Source organism: Bradyrhizobium sp. Ai1a-2 (assembly GCF_000426245.1).
Taxonomy (GTDB): domain Bacteria; phylum Pseudomonadota; class Alphaproteobacteria; order Rhizobiales; family Xanthobacteraceae; genus Bradyrhizobium.
In genome coordinates this window covers 17,672-36,852 of sequence record NZ_AUEZ01000016.1, presented here as the reverse complement: position 1 = coordinate 36,852, position 19,181 = coordinate 17,672, and the positions used below count along the sequence as shown (strand labels likewise).

Annotated in this window: 15 protein-coding genes and 1 other RNA gene; 7 read left to right on the top strand and 9 right to left on the bottom strand. The window is 64.6% G+C overall.

Annotated features, from left to right (window positions below):
- Positions 1-133: 133 nt before the first annotated feature.
- Complete coding sequence (locus K288_RS0113405; protein WP_027580018.1) at positions 134-1,504, top strand: MFS transporter; 1,371 nt, start codon at positions 134-136, stop codon at positions 1,502-1,504.
- A 103-nt stretch (positions 1,505-1,607) separates the two neighbouring features.
- Here the strand turns inward: K288_RS0113405 and K288_RS0113400 are convergent, their stop codons facing one another.
- From K288_RS0113400 to ffs, 5 genes are all read right to left on the bottom strand, one after another.
- The gene (locus tag K288_RS0113400) at positions 1,608-2,042 is read right to left on the bottom strand and encodes a hypothetical protein (protein ID WP_027580017.1); all 435 of its coding nucleotides are present in this window, start codon (positions 2,040-2,042) and stop codon (positions 1,608-1,610) included.
- Between the two features lie 25 nt (positions 2,043-2,067).
- Positions 2,068-2,673 (bottom strand): recombination mediator RecR, encoded by a 606-nt coding sequence (recR, locus tag K288_RS0113395; protein WP_027580016.1) that lies wholly within the window; start codon positions 2,671-2,673, stop codon positions 2,068-2,070.
- A 1-nt stretch (position 2,674) separates the two neighbouring features.
- A complete protein-coding gene (locus K288_RS0113390; protein ID WP_027580015.1) occupies positions 2,675-2,995 on the bottom strand; it encodes a YbaB/EbfC family nucleoid-associated protein in 321 nt (106 codons plus the stop codon).
- Positions 2,996-3,037: 42 nt separating this feature from the next.
- Complete coding sequence (locus tag K288_RS0113385) at positions 3,038-4,855, bottom strand: DNA polymerase III subunit gamma/tau (protein WP_027580014.1); 1,818 nt, start codon at positions 4,853-4,855, stop codon at positions 3,038-3,040.
- Between the two features lie 112 nt (positions 4,856-4,967).
- Positions 4,968-5,064, bottom strand: an RNA gene (gene ffs, locus K288_RS50175) — signal recognition particle sRNA small type.
- Between the two features lie 124 nt (positions 5,065-5,188).
- Here ffs and K288_RS0113380 point away from each other — a divergent pair.
- The 4 genes from K288_RS0113380 to K288_RS0113365 all read left to right on the top strand — a co-directional run bounded on the left by K288_RS0113380 (position 5,189) and on the right by K288_RS0113365 (position 8,171).
- Positions 5,189-5,608 carry an HIT family protein gene (locus tag K288_RS0113380; protein WP_027580013.1) on the top strand — a complete coding sequence of 140 codons (420 nt, stop codon included), beginning with the start codon at positions 5,189-5,191 and terminating at the stop codon, positions 5,606-5,608.
- A 6-nt stretch (positions 5,609-5,614) separates the two neighbouring features.
- Positions 5,615-6,565, top strand: coding sequence for an NAD(+) diphosphatase (nudC, locus tag K288_RS0113375; protein ID WP_027580012.1), 951 nt, complete (start codon positions 5,615-5,617; stop codon positions 6,563-6,565).
- Between the two features lie 66 nt (positions 6,566-6,631).
- Positions 6,632-7,606, top strand: coding sequence for a sugar kinase (locus K288_RS0113370; RefSeq protein WP_244443139.1), 975 nt, complete (start codon positions 6,632-6,634; stop codon positions 7,604-7,606).
- A gap of 64 nt (positions 7,607-7,670) precedes the next feature.
- Positions 7,671-8,171 carry an Lrp/AsnC family transcriptional regulator gene (locus tag K288_RS0113365; protein WP_027580010.1) on the top strand — a complete coding sequence of 167 codons (501 nt, stop codon included), beginning with the start codon at positions 7,671-7,673 and terminating at the stop codon, positions 8,169-8,171.
- A 137-nt stretch (positions 8,172-8,308) separates the two neighbouring features.
- On the opposite strand, the gene K288_RS0113360 is transcribed toward K288_RS0113365, so the two are convergent.
- The 4 genes from K288_RS0113360 to K288_RS0113345 form a co-directional block, all read right to left on the bottom strand.
- Complete coding sequence (locus tag K288_RS0113360; RefSeq protein ID WP_027580009.1) at positions 8,309-9,808, bottom strand: phosphomannomutase/phosphoglucomutase; 1,500 nt, start codon at positions 9,806-9,808, stop codon at positions 8,309-8,311.
- A 235-nt stretch (positions 9,809-10,043) separates the two neighbouring features.
- Entirely contained in the window at positions 10,044-10,544 is a 501-nt protein-coding gene (locus tag K288_RS0113355) for a TIGR02281 family clan AA aspartic protease (RefSeq protein ID WP_027580008.1), read from the bottom strand.
- A gap of 155 nt (positions 10,545-10,699) precedes the next feature.
- Positions 10,700-13,174: an ATP-dependent helicase HrpB gene (gene hrpB / locus K288_RS0113350; protein WP_027580007.1), complete on the bottom strand. Its 2,475-nt coding sequence runs from the start codon at positions 13,172-13,174 to the stop codon at positions 10,700-10,702.
- Between the two features lie 120 nt (positions 13,175-13,294).
- The gene (locus K288_RS0113345; protein ID WP_027580006.1) at positions 13,295-14,611 is read right to left on the bottom strand and encodes a UDP-glucose/GDP-mannose dehydrogenase family protein; all 1,317 of its coding nucleotides are present in this window, start codon (positions 14,609-14,611) and stop codon (positions 13,295-13,297) included.
- A gap of 179 nt (positions 14,612-14,790) precedes the next feature.
- Between K288_RS0113345 and K288_RS0113340 the strand changes: the two genes are divergently transcribed.
- Complete coding sequence (locus K288_RS0113340) at positions 14,791-15,858, top strand: acyltransferase family protein (protein ID WP_027580005.1); 1,068 nt, start codon at positions 14,791-14,793, stop codon at positions 15,856-15,858.
- Between the two features lie 190 nt (positions 15,859-16,048).
- A complete protein-coding gene (gene polA / locus K288_RS0113335; RefSeq protein WP_027580004.1) occupies positions 16,049-19,090 on the top strand; it encodes a DNA polymerase I in 3,042 nt (1,013 codons plus the stop codon).
- The last annotated feature ends 91 nt before the right edge of the window (positions 19,091-19,181 follow it).

Here is a 19,181-nt window from a genome sequence, read left to right as displayed (position 1 = left end):
CGTAGGATGGGTAGAGCGCAGCGAAACCCATCATATCGTCGCCGCAAGGACGTGATGGGTTTCGCTTCGCTCTACCCATCCTACGCGGACGGACAAGGGCGGATTTTCCTGCCGAATCTGCTAACAGGGCTCCATGACCGCGCCTGAAGCGACAGCCGCCGCGACCGAGAAAGCCGAGCCTGCCGCCACCTCCTGGCGCGACAGCCTTGCCGTTTATCTGCAGCCGCGCGTCCTGATCGTGCTGGTGCTGGGCTTCTCGTCGGGCCTGCCGCTGGCGCTGTCCGGGTCGACGCTGCAGGTGTGGATGCGCGAGGTCGGCGTCGATCTCGGCACCATCGGCCTGCTCGCGCTGGTCGGCACGCCCTACACGTTGAAATTCCTGTGGGCGCCACTGGTCGATGCGCTGCACGTGCCGTTCTTCACCCGACATTTCGGACGGCGCCGTGGCTGGCTGTTGTTCTCGCAGCTCCTGCTGATCACCACGATCCTCGTGCTCGCGGTCGCCGATCCCGCGCGCTCGCCGTGGTTCGCCGCCTTTGCCGCGCTGCTGGTCGCCACCACCTCCTCGACGCAGGACATCGTCGTCGATGCCTTCCGTGTCGAGAGCCTGCCCGAGAGCGAGCAGGCCGCCGGCATGGCATCTTATGTCGCGGCCTACCGCATCGGCATGCTGGTCTCGACCGCGGGCGCCCTGTTCATCGTCAGCGGGTTCGAGGGCGGAGGCGTGGTGCGCTCGTCCGCGTGGATGTGGGGCTACGTGGTGATGGCCGCGCTGGTCGTGATCGGGATGATCACCGCACTGGTTGCGACCGAGCCGGCGCAGTCGAAGGACGCCGAAGCGGCCACGGCCGCGGAAACGGTATTCTCGCGCGTGATCCGCGCCGCGGTCGGCGCGTTCTCCGAGTTCCTCAGCCGACGCGATGCCATCGCGGCACTGGCCTTCGTCGTGCTGTTCAAGTTCACCGATGCGTTCTCGGGCACGATGACGGCGCCGTTCGTGATCGATATCGGCTTCAGCAAGGTCGACTATGCCGCGATCGTCAAAGGCGTGGGGCTCGCCGCCACCCTGATCGGCGGTTTTGCCGGCGGCTTCGTGGCGCGGCGCTATTCGCTGGCGACGAGCCTGTGGATCGGCGGCATCGTGCAGGCACTCGCCAACCTCTCCTTCTCCTGGCTCGCGGTGGTCGGCGTCAACCAGTGGGCGCTGGCGCTCGCGATCACCTGCGAAAACTTCACCAGCGCGATCGGCACCGTGATCTTCGTCGCCTATCTCTCGGCGCTGTGCCGCAATCCCCTGCACACGGCGACGCAATATGCATTGCTGACCGCGCTTGCCGCGGTAGGCCGCACCTATCTCTCGTCAGGCGCTGGTTTCGTCGCCAAGGCGACAGGCTGGCCCTTGTTCTTCGTGATCTGCGTGCTGGTCGCGATCCCGAGCCTGATCCTGCTCGCATGGCTGCAGCGCCGCGGGCATTTCGACGCGCTCGGGCCGGTGAAGGTGTAAGGGCCGTAGCCCGGATGGAGCGCAGCGCAATCCGGGAGAGTCGAGGTTGTTTCCCATAGATCCCGGATTGCGCTGCGCTTCATCCGGGCTACGAGGCCAAACCTTAATGCTTCGTCACCACGCTCCACTTGGTGACGACAGCCTCGCTCATCTGCCCTGCCTCTTGCGCGCAGGCGACTTCGTCGACCTTCACCGAGATTTCCTTGCCGACAAAAGGCCTCAGTTGCGCGGCCTGCGCGTCGTTGGCGGGGACAAGCTGGAATGTCTCAGGACCGGTCTCGAGATTGCACAGCCCGTTCGGCGGCGGCAGGCGGCGCGGTTCGCTGGTAAGCTGATAGGTCGCGATGCGCTTGCCGGCTTTGTTGATGTCGCGGACGCGCAGCGTGTTGAGTTCGCCCGACAGCACCTCGCCGGCATGAATCGGCTTGCCCGGCCTCGGCGCGGCCTCTTCCTCTTGGGCCAGCGCGGCGGGCGCGGCAAGCACCGCTCCCAGAATGACCGCAAAGCACAGGCGAATGCCGAATCGGTGTTTCGTCATCTCGTTCAGTTCCGTTGATATGTAGCTAGAAGAGCGTTCGCTGCCGCATGGCTGCGGATAGCGTACCTTCATCGAGGTAATCAAGCTCGCCACCGACCGGCACGCCATGCGCCAGCCGCGTCACTCGCACATTGGCCTCTTGAAGCAGATCGGTGATGTAGTGCGCCGTGGTCTGGCCATCCACGGTTGCGTTCAGCGCCAGGATAATCTCGCTGACCTGCGGATCATGCGCGCGCGCCACCAGCTGATCGATGGTGAGATCCTGCGGGCCGACGCCGTCAAGCGGCGACAGCGTCGCGCCGAGGACGTGATAGCGACCATTGGTCGCGTTCGCGCGTTCCAGCGCCCAGAGATCGGCAACGTCGGCGACCACGACGATGATGGAAGGATCGCGGCGCGGATCGGTGCAGACCGTGCAAGGATTCTGCGTATCGATATTGCCGCAGGTCTTGCAGACCTGGATCTTGTCGATCGCCACCTGCAGCGCCGAGGCGAGCGGCGTCATCAGCGCTTCGCGCTTCTTGATCAGGTGCAGCGCCGCACGCCGGGCCGAGCGCGGCCCGAGGCCGGGCAGCCGCGCCAGAAGCTGGATCAGGCGCTCGATTTCAGGTCCGGCGACGCTTGCGGCCATTTCAGGTGAGACCGAGCCCGGGCGGCAGGCCGAGCCCGCCGGTGAGCGTCTGCATCTTCTCCTGCACCGCGAGTTCCGCCTTGCGCCGCGCGTCATTGTGCGCGGTGACCAGGAGGTCCTCGAGGATCTCTTGTTCCTCCGGCTTCATCAGCGACGGATCGATCTTGACGCCCTTCACTTCCATCTTCGCGCTCATGCGCACGGCGACGAGGCCGCCGCCGGAAATGCCCTCGACCTCGACATTGCCGAGCTCTTCCTGCATCGCCTGCATCTTGGACTGCAGCTGCGCCGCCTGCTTCATCATGCCGAGAAAATCAGCCATCGGTTATCCCCTCAATTTGTTCGCGCATGATCCCCGATCACGCTAATCGTCGCCGTCGCCGCTCTCGATCGGGTCTTCGCTGACAATATCGGTTTCCGCCGGCTCGGCGGCAAGCCTGCGCACCTCGACGACCTTCGCGCCCGGAAAGCGGGCCAGAACCTCCTTCACCCGCGGATCGGCTTCGGCCGCCCGCTCGCGCTGGCTCTTCTCGGCGAGATTTTGCGAGCGGATGGTCGGCTGCCCGGCTTCGTTGGAGACGATCACGGTCCAGCGCCGGCCGGTCCATAGTTCAAGTTTGCGCGAGAGATCGGTGACGAGGCCGCGCGAAGCATGCGGCTCCAGCGCGATGTCGAGCCGTCCGTCCTCGATCCGCACCAGCCGCACATCGGCTTCGAGCGCGCCCTTGATCATCAGATCGCGCTTCTCGCCGGCGAGAGCGAGAAGCTGCATGAAGCTGGTGATACGCAGCGCGGGCGCCGACTGCGTCTCGGGCGCCACGGCCTGTGGTCGCAGCGAGGTCTCCGCGCTGGCCCGGGGCGCAGCTGCGGGAGCGCGCGCCGGCGACGAGGCAATCGAGGAGACGGGCGCGGATGGCGCAGCCCGCGATGCGGTCGTGCCGCCCGCGACCACCGGCGCCGCGCCGCCGTTCTGTTCGATCATCCTGATCGCTTCGTCCGGCGTCGGCAGGTCGGCGACGTAGGCGATCCGCACCAACACCATCTCGGCGGCGGCGGCCGGACGGGTGGCGGTCTGCACCTCGGCGATGCCCTTGAGCAGCATCTGCCACATCCGCGACAGCACCCGCGTCGACAGCTTGGTCGCGAACTCGCGGGCGCGGACGCGCTCGGTTTCGCCGAACGCCACGTTATCGGCGGTAGCCGGCACGAACTTGACGCGGGTAACGAAATTGACGAATTCGGCGAGGTCGGAGAGCACCACCACCGGATCGGCGCCGACATCATATTGCGCACGGAATTCGGTGAACGCGGCCGCAATATCCCCGCGCGCCAGCGAATCGAACAGCTCGATCACCCGGGTGCGGTCGGCAAGCCCGAGCATCTGCCGCACTTCCTCGGCGCGCACGGTTCCGGCCGCATGCGCGATTGCCTGGTCGAACAGCGACAGCGAATCGCGCACCGAGCCCTCAGCGGCGCGCGCGATGATGCCGAGCGCTTCCGGCTCGACTTCGACGCCTTCCTTGGCCGCGATGTTACCGAGATGCTTCATCAGCACGTCGGCCTCGACCCGGCGCAGGTCGAAACGCTGGCAGCGCGAGAGCACCGTTACCGGGACTTTGCGGATTTCGGTGGTGGCGAAGACGAATTTGGCGTGCTCCGGCGGCTCCTCGAGCGTCTTCAGGAATGCGTTGAAGGCCGCGGTCGAGAGCATGTGGACTTCGTCGATGATGTAGACCTTGTAGCGCGCGCTCGCCGGCGCATAACGCACGCTGTCATTGATCTGGCGGACATCGTCGACGCCGGTATGGGACGCAGCGTCCATCTCCAGCACGTCCATGTGCCGGCTTTCCATGATGGCCTGGCAGTGCAGACCGAGCACGGGCATCTGGATGCTCGGCCCCTTCACCGATCCATCAGGCAATTCATAGTTCAGCGCACGGGCCAGGATGCGGGCGGTGGTGGTTTTGCCGACCCCGCGCACCCCGGTCAGGATCCACGCCTGCGGAATTCGTCCGGTCTCGAACGCGTTCGAGACCGTGCGCACCATGGCCTCCTGGCCGATCAGGTCGTCAAAGCTGGAGGGGCGGTATTTGCGCGCCAGCACCCGGTAGGGCTTTGCGGCTTCGAAGCCGGCCTGACCGGCGCCTTCAGCTTGATTCGGAGGAGCGCCAGCGTCATTCATTGGTCGATCCGCAATTGATTGTCTCTCGGGGCCGGCTTTGCGGAACGGAGCTGGAATCGAACTCAAAAGCGCGGAACAGCGCCGGCTTACGCACGATTCGCTCGAAAAACAGGTAGGAGACTGACGAGCGACCCGATCCGGACCTCGTTAGGGCTGCTTCCTTCCGGACCTGACCCGGTTGGCGAGTGGCTCGTCCACCGCCAATCTCCCGGTCCCTATTTGGGGCCAAAAGGGTCGGAAAGCAAGCGTGGCCTGCACGGAACGCAGCGGGCTTGTGCCCGAGGGCAGAAAGGCATTACCTGCCATCATCCCCGCATCGTTCCAGGAATTCCGATGCCTGCCTCCGCCTGGTCACTGCACTCCCGATTAAAGGAAGACACGATCGACATCGGCGACCTGCCGCTAAGCCGGGTGTTGGTCATCAAGGACGCCAATTACCCCTGGCTGCTGCTGGTGCCGCGCCACGAGGGCGCGGTGGAGATCATCGATCTCGAGGAGGTCGAGCAGGCGCAGCTGATGACCGAGATCTCCCGCGTCGCGCGCGCGCTGAAGGAAATCACCAAGTGCGACAAGCTCAACATCGCAGCGCTAGGCAATGCGGTGCCGCAGCTTCATGTTCACATCATCGCACGCCGCACCAGCGACGCCGCCTGGCCGCGCCCGGTATGGGGCGTGGTGCCGCCGCTGGCGCATGATGCCGAAGAAGTGCAGAATTTCATCAGCGCGCTTCGCCGCAAGATCTGGTTGGGTTGAGAACAGATGTCAGCATTGAACAATTTTCCGCTGGGGCAGCCGGCTTTCGTCACCAATGTTCTCGATCGCGCCGCACATCTGCGCACCAATGAGGAGAAGCTGTTCGCGCTGGAAAGCCGCCGCGACGCCTGCGCTTACGTGATCTATCGCGACTCGCTGGTTGTGAAGCAGGAGGAAAGCGGTCCGCGGGCGCTGCTTTCGGTCGAGGAGGCGCTGAAGTTCGGCGCCAATCCCGGCACGGTCTTCCTCGGCCTGCGCGATGGCGCGCCGGTATTCGGCATGGGCATCGCGTCGCAAGCAGCGGAAAAGCTGGTCGGCCGCAGCGATGTCGCCGTCACCGAGCTGCGCGGCATGGCGATGCAGGGCGCGGTCCCGTCAGAACAACTCTCCGCGATCGCGATGGCAAAATCGATGGTGACCTGGCACCAGCGCCATGGCTTTTGCGCCAATTGCGGCGCGCGTACCGCGATGAAGGAGGGCGGCTGGAAGCGCGAATGCCCGAGCTGCAAGGCCGAGCATTTTCCGCGCACCGACCCGGTCGTCATCATGCTCGTGACCCACGGCGACAGATGCCTGCTCGGCCGCCAGAACCGTTTTCCGCCGGGGATGTATTCCTGCCTCGCGGGCTTCGTTGAAGCTGCCGAGACCATCGAGGATGCGGTCCGCCGCGAAATCTTCGAGGAGTCGGGAATCCACTGCACCGATGTCAACTATTACATGACGCAGCCCTGGCCCTACCCGTCATCCCTGATGATCGGATGCACCGCGCGCGCAACCAATGAGGAGATCATCGTCGACCGCACCGAGCTCGAAGATGCGCGCTGGTTCGATCGCGCGGAAGCGACCCTGATGCTCAAGCGGCAGCATCCCGATGGCCTGGCTGGCCCGCATCCTTTTGCAATTGCCCATCATTTGGTCGGACGTTGGCTGCATGGGGGAGACGTCGCGGGCGCATAGCGGGAACGGGTCCATGCACCAATCCATTACCGGAGGGTGGTTCCGGTCGGGTTCGGAGCCATGATCATGGACCACGAAATGAATTTCCACACTGCTGCGCCAAAGATTCCACCGCGCATTCTCTGCATTGGAATGCCGGTGCGCGACCTGACCTTTCGCGTGCGCGGCGTCCCCAGCCGCGGCTCCAAGGAAAATGCCACTCATTTCGAAGAGATCTGCGGCGGCAATGCGCTGAACGCCGCGATCGCCATCGTGCGGCTCGGCGGCCGCGCCGCGATCTGCGGACCGATCGGCGATGCGCGCGAGACCTCGTCGAGATACATGTTCGAACAGATGCACCATGAGGGCATCGACGTCAGGCATATCGTGCATATGCCGGGCCTGGTGACGCCGATCTCGACCATCATGATCGACCCGACCGGCGAACGCACAATCGTCACCTTCCGCGATCCGGGGTTATGGAAGGTCCGCCTGCCCGGTGCCGAAATCCTGCTGCACGATTGCGCGGCTATCCTGACCGAGAGCCGCTGTGCGGAGTTCTGCACTGATATCTGCGCCGAGGCCAGAAGACGCGGCATCCCTGTGATCGTCGATGTCGACCGCGCGATGTCGCTCAGCGAGGGGCTGCTGACGGCCTCTTCCCATCTCGTGTTCTCGAGCGAGCCGTTGCAGGAGACGGCCGACGTCACCGATGACGGCCAGGCGCTGAAGAAGATCGCCAGACTGACGGACTCGTTCCTGGCCGGAACGCGTGGCCCGCGGGGCACGATCTGGCTGAACGAACAAAGCGAGCTGGAGGAGACGCCAGCCTTCCCGGTCCATACCGTCGATACGCTCGGGGCGGGCGACGTTTTCCATGGCGCATTCGCGCTCGCCATCACCGAAAGACAGGAGCTGCGGGACGCGCTGCGGTTTGCCTCCGCCGCCGCCGCACTGAAATGCACCGGGTTCGGAGGCGCGTTCGCGGCCCCGCAACGTACTGAAGTTGAAGAGCTTTTGGGGCAGCACCAGAGCGCTCGCCCGGCGGAGAGCAGCAAATAGGCTTGCTTTAGAAGATTTTTCTCTATATCAGGGATTTAGCCTCCTAATATGGAACTTTCTTCTCATGACCGAGCTCGCCGTTCCGCTGCATGACGCCAACCGCCGGCTTGACGCCATCGATCGCAAAATCCTGACTGTGCTGCAGGAGGACGCCTCGCTCTCGGTCGCCGAGATCGGCGATCGGGTCGGCTTGTCCTCCACCCCCTGCTGGAAGCGCATCCAGCGGCTCGAGGCCGATGGCGTGATCCTGCGCCGGGTGGCGCTGGTCGATCAGAACAAGATCGGGCTCGGCATCAGCGTCTTCGTGTCGGTCGAGAGCGCTGACCATTCCGAGGCCTGGCTGCGCAAATTCGCCGACGCGGTGAGCGCCATGCCTGAAGTGATGGAGTTCTACCGGATGGCCGGCGACGTCGACTACATGCTGCGCGTCGTGGTCGCGGATATGTCGGCCTATGACGTCTTCTACAAGAAGCTGATCAGTGCCGTGCCGCTGAAGAACGTCACCTCGCGTTTTGCGATGGAGAAGATCAAATCCGTAACCGCGCTGCCGGTGCCGGCGGCGTGAATCCGTCCACTGTCATCGCCCGCGAAGGCGGGCGATCCAGTATTCCAGAGACATTCGTTTTCGATTGAGAGGCCGCAGCGTACTGGATACCCCGCCTGCGCGGGGTATGACGACGGTGCGCGAGGCAAGCATCCCAATCAAATCTTCTGATTGTACTCACCCACTTCCGGATGCGTGCGCAGCACGCCATCCACGGTCTCGAACATGTCGCGCATGCGCTGCTCGCTGACCGGGCTTTCGACCACCACCACGAGCTCCGGCTTGTTGGAGGAGGCGCGCACCAGGCCCCAGCTGCCGTCCTCGACCGTGACGCGCACGCCGTTGACGGTGACGAGATCGCGGATGGCCTGGCCGCCGATCTTGGCGCCCTTCTTCTGCAAGCCCTCGAAATGCTTCACCACGGCGTCGACCACGCCGTATTTGGCCTCGTCCGCACAATGCGGCGACATGGTCGGCGACGACCAGGTCTTGGGCAGCGCGTTCTTCAGGTCGGCCATCGACTTGCCGGGCGCGCGGTCGAGCATCTCGCAGATCGCGATCGCCGAGACCAAGCCGTCGTCATAGCCGCGGCCGAACGGTGTGTTGAAGAAGAAATGGCCGGACTTCTCGAACCCGGCGAGCGCGCCGAGCTCGTTGGTGCGGCGCTTCATGTAGGAGTGGCCGGTCTTCCAGTACGCGGTCCTGGCGCCCTGCTTCTGCAACACGGGATCGGTGATGAACAGGCCGGTCGATTTCACGTCGACCACGAATTGCGCGTCCTTGTGGATCGCCGACATGTCGCGCGCCAGCATCACGCCGACCTTGTCGGCGAAGATCTCCTCGCCGGTGTTGTCGACCACGCCGCAGCGGTCGCCGTCGCCATCGAAGCCGAGGCCGACATCGGCCTTGTGCTGCAGCACCGCGTCGCGGATCGCGTGCAGCATCTCCATGTCTTCCGGGTTCGGATTGTATTTCGGAAAGGTATGGTCGAGCTCGGTGTCGAGCGGGATCACCTCGCAGCCGATCGCGTCCAGGACCTGCGGCGCGAACGCGCCGGCGGTGCCGTTGCCGCAGGCGGCCACCACCTTGAGCTTGCGTTTCAGCTTCGCCCGGTTGGTGAGGTCGGCGATGTAGCGCGCCGGATAATTCTCGTGGAATTGATACGAGCCGCCGGCCTTGTTGCCAAAGCTCGCGCCGAGCACGATCTCCTTGAGCCGCGTCATCTCGTCGGGCCCGAAGGTGAGCGGGCGGTTGGCGCCCATCTTGACCCCGGTCCAGCCATTGTCGTTGTGGGAGGCCGTGACCATCGCGACGCAGGGCACGTCGAGATCGAACTGCGCGAAATAGGCCATCGGCGTCACCGCGAGCCCGATGTCGTGCACCTTGCAGCCTGCGGCCATCAGGCCGGAGATCAACGCATATTTGATCGAGGCGGAATAGCCGCGGAAATCATGCCCGGTGACGATCTCCTGCTTGACGCCGAGTTCCGCGATCAGCGCGCCGAGCCCCATGCCCAGCGCCTGCACGCCCATCAAGTTGATTTCCTTGCCGAACAGCCAGCGCGCGTCATATTCGCGAAACCCGGTCGGCTTCACCATCGGTTCGGATTCGAAAGCATAGGTGTTCGGAACCAGAACGGGCTTGGGCTTTGGAAACATCTTGTGGCAGCCTCGCGAGAGCGTGATGATCAATGCTGCAGCCAATAGCCAAAGGCGGACTGCGGCGAAAGGTGGGATCGCCTGCTATTGGCTGACAATTGCGGCGGATTTGTTGGCCGGAAAATGCCCACTCAGAAGGCATAGATCGCATCAGCGATTGCTGCGGGCCGGATGCGAGACTTGAACTTTCACACGAGTCGGAAGCGATTTCGATCGCGGCGGCAAGCAAGCTGCCTTACTGCTCCAGCACCAGCCGACCATTGGCGTATTCAAAGCGCTTGAGCTTGGACAGGAAGGACAGGCCGAGCAGGTTTTCCGAAAGCGCTTCGTCCGGCAGCACCATGGCGTCGACGTCGCGGACGATGAGGCCACCGAGATCAATCATGGCAAGGCGGGCGCGCGCGGCCTTGATGGTGCCGTTGGCGGTGCTGACGGTCGCGGTATAGTCGCCGCGGGACGGGCGCAGGCCGAAGCGCGCGGCGGATTTCTCATTCAGCGCCACGAGCGAGGCGCCGGTGTCGACCATGAAGTCGATGCGCTGGCCATCGATGCGGCCGTCAGTCGCAAAGTGTCCGCGGGAGTCGCGGGGAATGCTCAGCGAACGGCCGCCCTGCCCTACAGTCTGAACGGGAATGCTCTTTGAAGCGGTCGTGGCGGACGCCGAGGCCGGCGTCATCTTGTCGGCCATCTGCGCCATGAAGCTGCCGAGGCCGATCAGGATGGCGGCGAAGATCATTATGTTACGCATGACGCCACGCAGATTGGGGACACTGGCCGATTTCACCACGCCATCCGCGAAGTCGCGACCGGCAGAGGCGATGGAGCCTGCCATTTTCGCGAAAAGGATGAGTGAAGCGTTAACGGCTAGAGCGTTAATCGCACGGGTGCAGATTACGTCCCGCGCGGCTTGGCCCGGCGTGTCGGCACGGCATTGGCCGGGTCCTCGGGCCAGGGGTGTTTGGGGTACCGCCCGCGCAGATCGGCGCGGACCGCGGCGTAGCTGCCGCGCCAGAAGCCGGGCAGGTCCCGCGTCACCTGCACGGGGCGCTGTGCCGGCGAGAGCAATTCCAGCACCAGCGGCACGGCGCCCTTGGCGATCGACGGATGGATGTTGAGCCCGAACAATTCCTGCAGCCGGACGGCAATGGTCGGGCCCTGCTCGGCCTCGTAGTCGATCGCAAGCTGGCTACCGGTCGGCGCCTCGAAATGGGTCGGCGCCTCCTGCTCCAGCCGGGCGCGCAGATTCCAGGGCAACAGCGCCATCAGCGCATCCGAGAGATCGCCGGCCGAGAGCTCCTTCAACGAGCTCTTGCCGTAGAGAACAGGTACCAACCAGGCCTCGCGCTCGCGCACCAGCGCCTCATCGGACAAGTCCGGCCAGCTATCGCCTTCGGCCTTGCGCAGGAACATCACGCGGTCACGCCATTGCTTCAGGTTTTTCGACCATGGCAGCTTGTCGAGGCCTGCGGCGATCAGCCCGTCGGCGAGCACGCGTGCGGTCTCCGCCGACCGTGACAGCGCCATCGGCGCCTCCGAGAGCGTGATCGCATGCAGCGTGCGCTTGCGCCGCGCGCGCAGCGCCATCGCACTGCGGTCGAAGGAAACGTCTTCCGTGGTCTCGATCTCACCTGCGAAACGCAGCTCGATCTCTTCCAGCGTGATCGGCGCGGCCAACAGGATCCGGCCGCTCGCCGCAGTGCCGGTCAACTCTCCGACTGCGATATAGGCTGAACGCGCAAGTGATGACGTCTGCTCGACGCTGGCGCCGCGGCCATTGGCGAGAACAAAGCTGCCATTGCCGCGGTTGCGCGCGACGCGATCGGGAAAGGCCAGCGCCAGCATCGTGCCGGTGGAGAGCTCACCCGCAGCCTCAGACGCTTTCGAGGAAGTCACCTGCGAGGCCCAGCGCTGTGCGAGGCTGCGCGCGCTCGAGGCGCGCTGCGAGCGGTCGCGCCGGAACTGGTCGAGCCTGACATCGAGATCGACGCTGTCACCGCCGAGCCCGCGTTCAGTGAGCACCGCCGCGATGTCAGCGGCTTCTGATGCCGTGCCAAGCCGCGCGGAATCCACGATCATGCGGGCGAGCCGTGGCGGCAGCGCCAGCGCGCGCAGGCTGTTGCCCTCCGCCGTGATCCGCCCGTCGGCATCGAGCGCGCCGAGTTCGCGCAGCAGCACAGTTGCTTCGTTCCAGGCGGGCGCAGGCGGTGGATCAAGGAAAGCAAGGCCGGAGGCGTCGCTGACGCCCCATTGCGCGAGGTCGAGCACCAGCGAGGACAGATCGGCGGACAGGATCTCGGGCTGCGTATAGGGAGCGAGCGATGCGGTCTGCGGCTCGTCCCACAGCCGGTAGCAGACGCCGGGCTCGGTACGGCCGGCGCGGCCGCGACGCTGATCGACCGCGGCGCGCGAGGCGCGCACGGTTTCCAGGCGCGTCAAGGCGATATCGGGCTCATAGCGCGGAACGCGCGCCATGCCGGAATCCACGACAATGCGGACGCCCTCGATGGTCAGCGAGGTCTCGGCGATCGAGGTCGCCAGCACCACCTTGCGGTGACCTTTGGGCGCCGGCGCGATGGCGCGATCCTGGACACTGGCGTCGAGCGCGCCGAACAGCGGCACGATCTCGATCGCGGCGTCATGGATGCGCTCTTCAAGGAAATTCTGCGTGCGTCGGATTTCGGCGGCGCCCGGCAGAAACGCCAGCACCGAGCCGGGATCGGCGCGAAGTGCAGTCGCGATCGCCTCCGCCATCTGCCGTTCAAGCGGAACGTCCACTTTGCGGCCGAGATAGCGCGTCTCGACCGGGAAAGCGCGGCCTTCGCTCTGCACGACGGAAGCACCACCAAGCAGCTTTGCGATACGGGCGCCGTCGAGTGTTGCCGACATCACGAGCAGGCGAAGATCCTCGCGCAAGCCCTGCTGCGCGTCGCGCGCCAGCGCGAGCCCCAGATCGGCATCGAGCGAGCGTTCGTGAAATTCGTCGAACAAAACAGCGGCAATGCCTGCGAGTTCGGGATCGTCGAGGATCTGGCGCGAGAAGATGCCCTCGGTGACGACCTCGATGCGGGTTGCCCGCGACACTTTCGAGCCGAAGCGGACGCGATAGCCGACGGTCTCGCCGACCCGCTCGCCAAGTGTCTTCGCCATCCGCTCGGCGCTGGCGCGCGCCGCGATCCGACGCGGCTCCAGCACGATGATCTTCTTGCCCTTGGTCCAGGGCTCGTCGAGCAGCGCCAGCGGCACCCGCGTGGTCTTGCCGGCGCCGGGCGGCGCGACGAGCACGGCGGTGTTGTTCGCCGCAAGCGTTGACGCGAGCTCGGGGAGCACTGCGTCGATTGGAAGTGGGGTGTCGAAATGACGGGGCAATATCTCGAATCCGTCATCACCCGCGAATGCGGGTGATCCAGTAAACTCGGACGGCGCTGATCCCGAAGATCGTGCGTACTGGATACCCCGCCCGCGCAGTGTATGACAACAACAGCGAGCCTAGACCCGCGGTTCAGGTGCGCGGCCCACGCTCTCGTAGCTGAAGCCGTGCGCAGCCATGTCCTCGGGGCGGTAGATGTTACGGAGATCGACCACGACCGGTTGCCGCAACAGGTTCTTCAGCCGCTCCAGATCAAGCGTGCGGTACTGCACCCACTCGGTGACCACGACCATGGCGTCGGCGCCGGTCACGCATTCATAGGGATCATCGCAGTACTGGATATCAGGCAGTTCCTTGCGCGCCTGCTCAATGCCAACCGGATCATGGGCTCGCACTTTCGCGCCCATGTCCAACAGGCCGGTGACGATCGGGATCGAGGGCGCCTCCCGCATGTCGTCGGTCTCCGGCTTGAAGGTGAGGCCGAGCACCGCGACGGTCTTGCCGCGCAGATTGCCGGCGAGGCCCGCGACCTTGCGCGCCATCGCGCGCTTGCGGTTGTCGTTGACGCCGAGCACGGCCTCCACGATGCGCAGATTCACGTCGTGATCCTGCGCGATCTTGATCAGCGCGCGAGTGTCCTTGGGGAAACAGGAGCCGCCGAAACCAGGGCCCGCATGCAGGAACTTGGAGCCGATGCGGTTGTCGAGCCCGATGCCGCGCGCGACCTCCTGGACATCGGCGCCGACCTTTTCGGAAAGATCGGCGATCTCGTTGATAAAGGTGATCTTGGTCGCGAGGAATGCGTTGGCGGCGTATTTGATCAGCTCCGCGGTGCGCCGCGCCGTGTACATCAGCGGAGCCTGGTTGAGCGACAGCGGTCGATAGACATCGCCGAGCACTTTTCGCGCGCGCTCATCGGAAGTGCCCACCACGATGCGGTCCGGGAACTTGAAGTCGCGGATCGCCGCGCCCTCACGCAGGAATTCCGGATTGGAGGCGACTGCAACATCGGCGGCCGGGTTGGCTTCGCGGATCAGGCGCTCGACCTCGTCGCCGGTGCCGACCGGCACGGTCGATTTGGTCACTACCACCGTGAAGCCCTTGAGCGCACCGGCGATCTCGCGGGCAGCGGCATAGACGTAAGAGAGGTCGGCATGGCCGTCGCCGCGGCGCGACGGCGTGCCGACCGCGATGAAGACAGCGTCGGCTTCGGCGACCGGGTCCTTCAGATCGGTGGTGAAGTCGAGCCGCCTCGCCTTCACATTCGAAGCAACGAGGGCATCCAGCCCCGGCTCGAAGATCGGGATTTCGCCACGGCGAAGGGCGTTGATCTTCTCGACATCCTTGTCCACGCAGGTGACGTGGTGTCCGAAATCCGCAAAACACGCGCCAGACACCAGTCCCACGTAACCCGTGCCAATCATGGCGATGCGCATGAAACCCACCCGCTTGCTATCGTTAACGATTCCGTACTCCCGCCAGCGTCTTAGAACATTTGCCGGCCAGGAGGAAACGGCAAAAAGCAGGCACGAGCGGCATGTCATTTGTATGGATAAAGGCGATAGCAACCGATCCGGCCGAAGATGCGCCAAATGCGCGCCGAAACAGGACAGTCATGACCGCAAACGGGACAACCTCCGCGAGCCTGCGTTCCGCCGCATCGCCGGACGGCCGCATCGATTGGGTGGACTACGCCAAGGGCATCTGCATCGTCATGGTCGTGATGATGCATTCGGTGCTGGGCGTTGAAGCCGCCGCCGGCGAGACCGGATTCATGCACGCGGTCGTGATGTTCGCAAAACCGTTCCGGATGCCGGATTTCTTCCTGATCTCGGGCCTGTTCCTCTCGCTCGTGATCGATCGCGATTGGCGCACCTATCTCGACCGCAAGGTCGTGCATTTCGCCTATTTCTATGTGCTCTGGGTGACGATCCAGTTCGCGTTCAAGGCGCCGGCCTTTGCTGCCGAGACGAGCTGGAGCCACACCGGCTATCTCTATCTCGAATCCTTCGTCGAGCCGTTCGGCACGTTATGGTTCATCTATCTGCTGCCGATCTTCTTCGTCGTCACAAAACTGACACGCAATCTGCCGCCGCTCGCGATTCTGGTGCTGGCCGCAGGACTTGAGACGGCGCATGTCGTGACCGGCTGGACCGTGATCGACGAATTCTGCGCGCGCTTCGTCTATTTCTATGCCGGCTATCTCTTTGCGCCCTACGTCTTCAAGCTGTCGGACCGCGCGCGTTCCGCGCCGATGCCGGCACTGGCCGGGCTTGCGCTGTGGATGCTGGTCAATGGCGCACTGGTGATCGCGGGGGCGAGCGAATGGCCGCTGGTCTCGCTGGCGCTGGGACTTGCGGGCGCCTTTGCCATCGTCGTCACCGGCACGCTGCTGGCGCGGATGCAGTGGCTCACTGCTCTGCGCTTCTGCGGCGAGCATTCGATCGTGATCTATCTCGCTTTCTTCCTGCCTATGGTGATCGCACGCGTCGGCCTGTTGCGCAGCGGCGTGATCCCTGACATCGGCCTGATCTCGCTGTTCGTTACCATCACCGGCGTCATCGGCTCGCTGGTGATCTGGCGCGTCGCGCTCGCCATCCGCGCCAACTTCCTGTTCGAGCGCCCCGCCGCGTTCTGGATCGCGCCGAAGAAGGCGGCCCCTGCTCTCCAGGCCGCCGAGTAGCGCACCGCCGCCATTGCCCGGCTTGACCGGGCAATCCAGTACGCGACGACCTCTCCGCATGCTTCGAGCGCCTCGATTACTGGATCATCCGCTTTCGCGGATGATGACAGCGGGGGATAGCAGGGCCGGCGGACCAAGATTCCTGCCCCTCAAGGCTGTCATTTGCTGCAAAAATCCCTAAATTTCGGCCATGCCGAAATCAGCCTCCAAGACTTCAGCCAAAACAGAAGCCAAAGCCGCCCCCAAGCCCGTTGCCGCCAAGGCTCCGGCCAAGGGCGACCATGTGTTCCTGGTCGACGGTTCCTCCTACATTTTCCGCGCCTATCACGCGCTGCCGCCACTGAACCGCAAGTCCGACGGGCTGCAGGTCAATGCCGTGCTCGGCTTCTGCAACATGCTGTGGAAGCTCTTGCGCGAGATGCCCGAGGACAATCGGCCGACCCATCTCGCCATCGTCTTCGACAAGTCCGAGATCACCTTCCGCAACAAGATCTATCCCGACTACAAGGCGCACCGGCCGCCCGCGCCCGATGACCTGATCCCGCAATTCGCGTTGATCCGCGAGGCGGTGCGCGCCTTCGACCTGCCCTGCCTGGAGCAGGCCGGCTATGAGGCCGACGACCTCATCGCGACCTATGTCCGCGTTGCCTGCGAGCGCGGCGCGAGCGCGACGATTGTGTCCTCCGACAAGGACCTGATGCAGCTCGTGACCGACTGCGTCAGCATGTACGACACCATGAAGGATCGCCGCATTGGCATTCCCGAGGTGATCGAGAAGTTCGGCGTGCCGCCGGAGAAGGTGGTCGAGGTCCAGGCGCTGGCCGGCGATTCCACCGATAACGTGCCCGGCGTGCCCGGTATCGGCGTCAAGACCGCGGCGCAGCTGATCACCGAATACGGCGATCTCGAATCCCTGCTCAAGCGCGCCGGCGAGATCAAGCAGCCAAAGCGTCGCGAGGCGCTGGTCGAGAATGCCGAGAAGGCGCGGATCTCGCGCCAGCTCGTGCTGCTCGACGACAAGGTCGAGCTCGACGTGCCGCTCGACGACCTCGCCGTGCATGAGCTCGATCCGCGCCGGCTGATCGCCTTCCTGAAGGCGATGGAGTTTTCGACGCTGACGCGGCGCGTCGCCGACTACGGCCAGATCGACCCGTCCGATATTGAGCCCGATCCCGGCAACAAGAGCGGCGCGAGCGTGTTCTCGCCACTGCCTCCTTCCGGCGTCGAGCCCGCACCGGGTCCGGGCGGGTCCGCGCAGCCTGCACCTGCCGCCAGGGAGCGCAGCAAGCCCGCGGGCAAGGAGGACAAGGCCTCGAGCCTCAAGGGCACGCCGATTGCGCTCGCCGAAGCGCGCGCCGAGGCAGCGCGCAAGACCAAGATCGATCGCAGCAAATACCTGACGATCAGGAGCCTCGATCAGCTCAACGCGTTGATCGCGCGTATCCACGATACCGGCCATGTCGCGGTGCAGGCGAAGGCGAATTCGATCGATCCGATGCAGGCGGAGATCTCCGGCATTGCGCTGGCCCTCAGCCCCAATGACGCCGCCTACATCCCGCTCGCCCACAAGCAGGCGGGCGGCGGCAGCGGACTGTTCGACGCAGGGCTGGCGCCGGACCAGATCAAATTCGAGCAGGCGATCGAAGCCTTGCGGCCGATCATGGAATCGCAGGGCATCCTGAAGGTCGGCTTCGACGTCAAGTTCAACGCGGTGATGCTGGCGCAAGCCGGCATCACGCTGCGCAACTTTGACGATGCGCAGTTGATCTCCTACGTGCTCGATGCCGGCCGCGGCTCACATGCGCTGGAATCGCTCGCCGAGCGCTGGCTCGGGCATGCGGTGCTCGCCGAGAACGGGCTGACCGGCAGCGGCAAGAACAAGCTGACATTCGACCAGGTTGCGATCGACAAGGCGACCGAGCACTGCGCCGAGATCGCCGACGTGATCTTGCGCCTGTGGCGCGTATTGAAGCCGCGCCTGGTCGCCGAGCGGATGGCGACGGTCTATGAGACGCTGGAGCGGCCGCTGGTTTCGGTGCTGGCACGGATGGAGCGGCGTGGCATCTCGATCGACCGCCAGGTGCTGTCGCGGCTGTCGGGCGATTTTGCCCAGACCGCGGCGCGCGTCGAGGCCGAGATCCAGGAGATCGCGGGCGAGCCGATCAATGTCGGCAGCCCGAAGCAGATCGGCGACATCCTGTTCGGCAAGATGGGATTGCCCGGCGGCACCAAGACCAAGACCGGCGCCTGGTCGACGACCGCGCAGGTGCTGGACGACCTCGCCGAGCAAGGCCACGAATTCCCGAAGAAGATCCTGGAATGGCGGCAGGTCTCGAAGCTGAAATCGACCTATACCGACGCGCTGCCGACCTACGTCAATCCGCAGACCCATCGCGTCCACACGACTTATGCACTGGCGGCGACCACGACCGGGCGGCTGTCGTCGAACGAGCCGAACCTGCAGAACATCCCCGTGCGAACCGAGGACGGCCGGAAGATCCGCCGCGCCTTTGTCGCGACGCCCGGGCACAAGCTGGTATCGGCTGATTATTCGCAGATCGAGCTGCGCCTGCTCGCTGAGATCGCCGACATTCCCGTGCTGAAGCAGGCGTTCCGCGACGGCCTCGACATTCACGCCATGACCGCATCCGAAATGTTCGGCGTGCCGATCAAGGACATGCCGAGCGAAGTGCGCCGCCGCGCCAAGGCGATCAATTTCGGCATCATCTACGGCATCTCGGCCTTCGGCCTCGCCAACCAGCTCGGCATCGCGCGCGAAGAAGCTTCCGCTTACATCAGGAAGTATTTCGAGCGCTTCCCGGGCATCCGCGCCTATATGGACGAGACCAAGGATTTCTGCCGCCGCTACGGCTATGTCACCACGCTGTTCGGCCGCAAATGCTACTACCCTGACATCAAGGCCAGTAACGCCTCGGTCCGCGCCTTCAACGAGCGCGCCGCGATCAACGCACGCCTGCAGGGCTCGGCCGCCGACATCATTCGCCGCGCCATGACCCGCATCGAGGGTGCGCTTACCGAAAAGAAATTATCGGCGCAGATGCTTTTGCAGGTGCATGACGAACTGATCTTCGAGGTTCCCGACGAGGAAGTCGCGGCAACCCTGCCGGTGGTGCAGCATGTGATGCAGGACGCGCCCTTCCCGGCCGTGATCCTGTCGCTGCCGCTGCAGGTCGACGCCCGCGCCGCCAACAATTGGGACGAGGCGCACTGAGTTCTCTCGTCGCGCGTCCGGACGACGACAGCGAAAATGTACTCGGAGCAATTGCGCGATGGAATCGCGGCACGGCGCACGTTAGAAACGT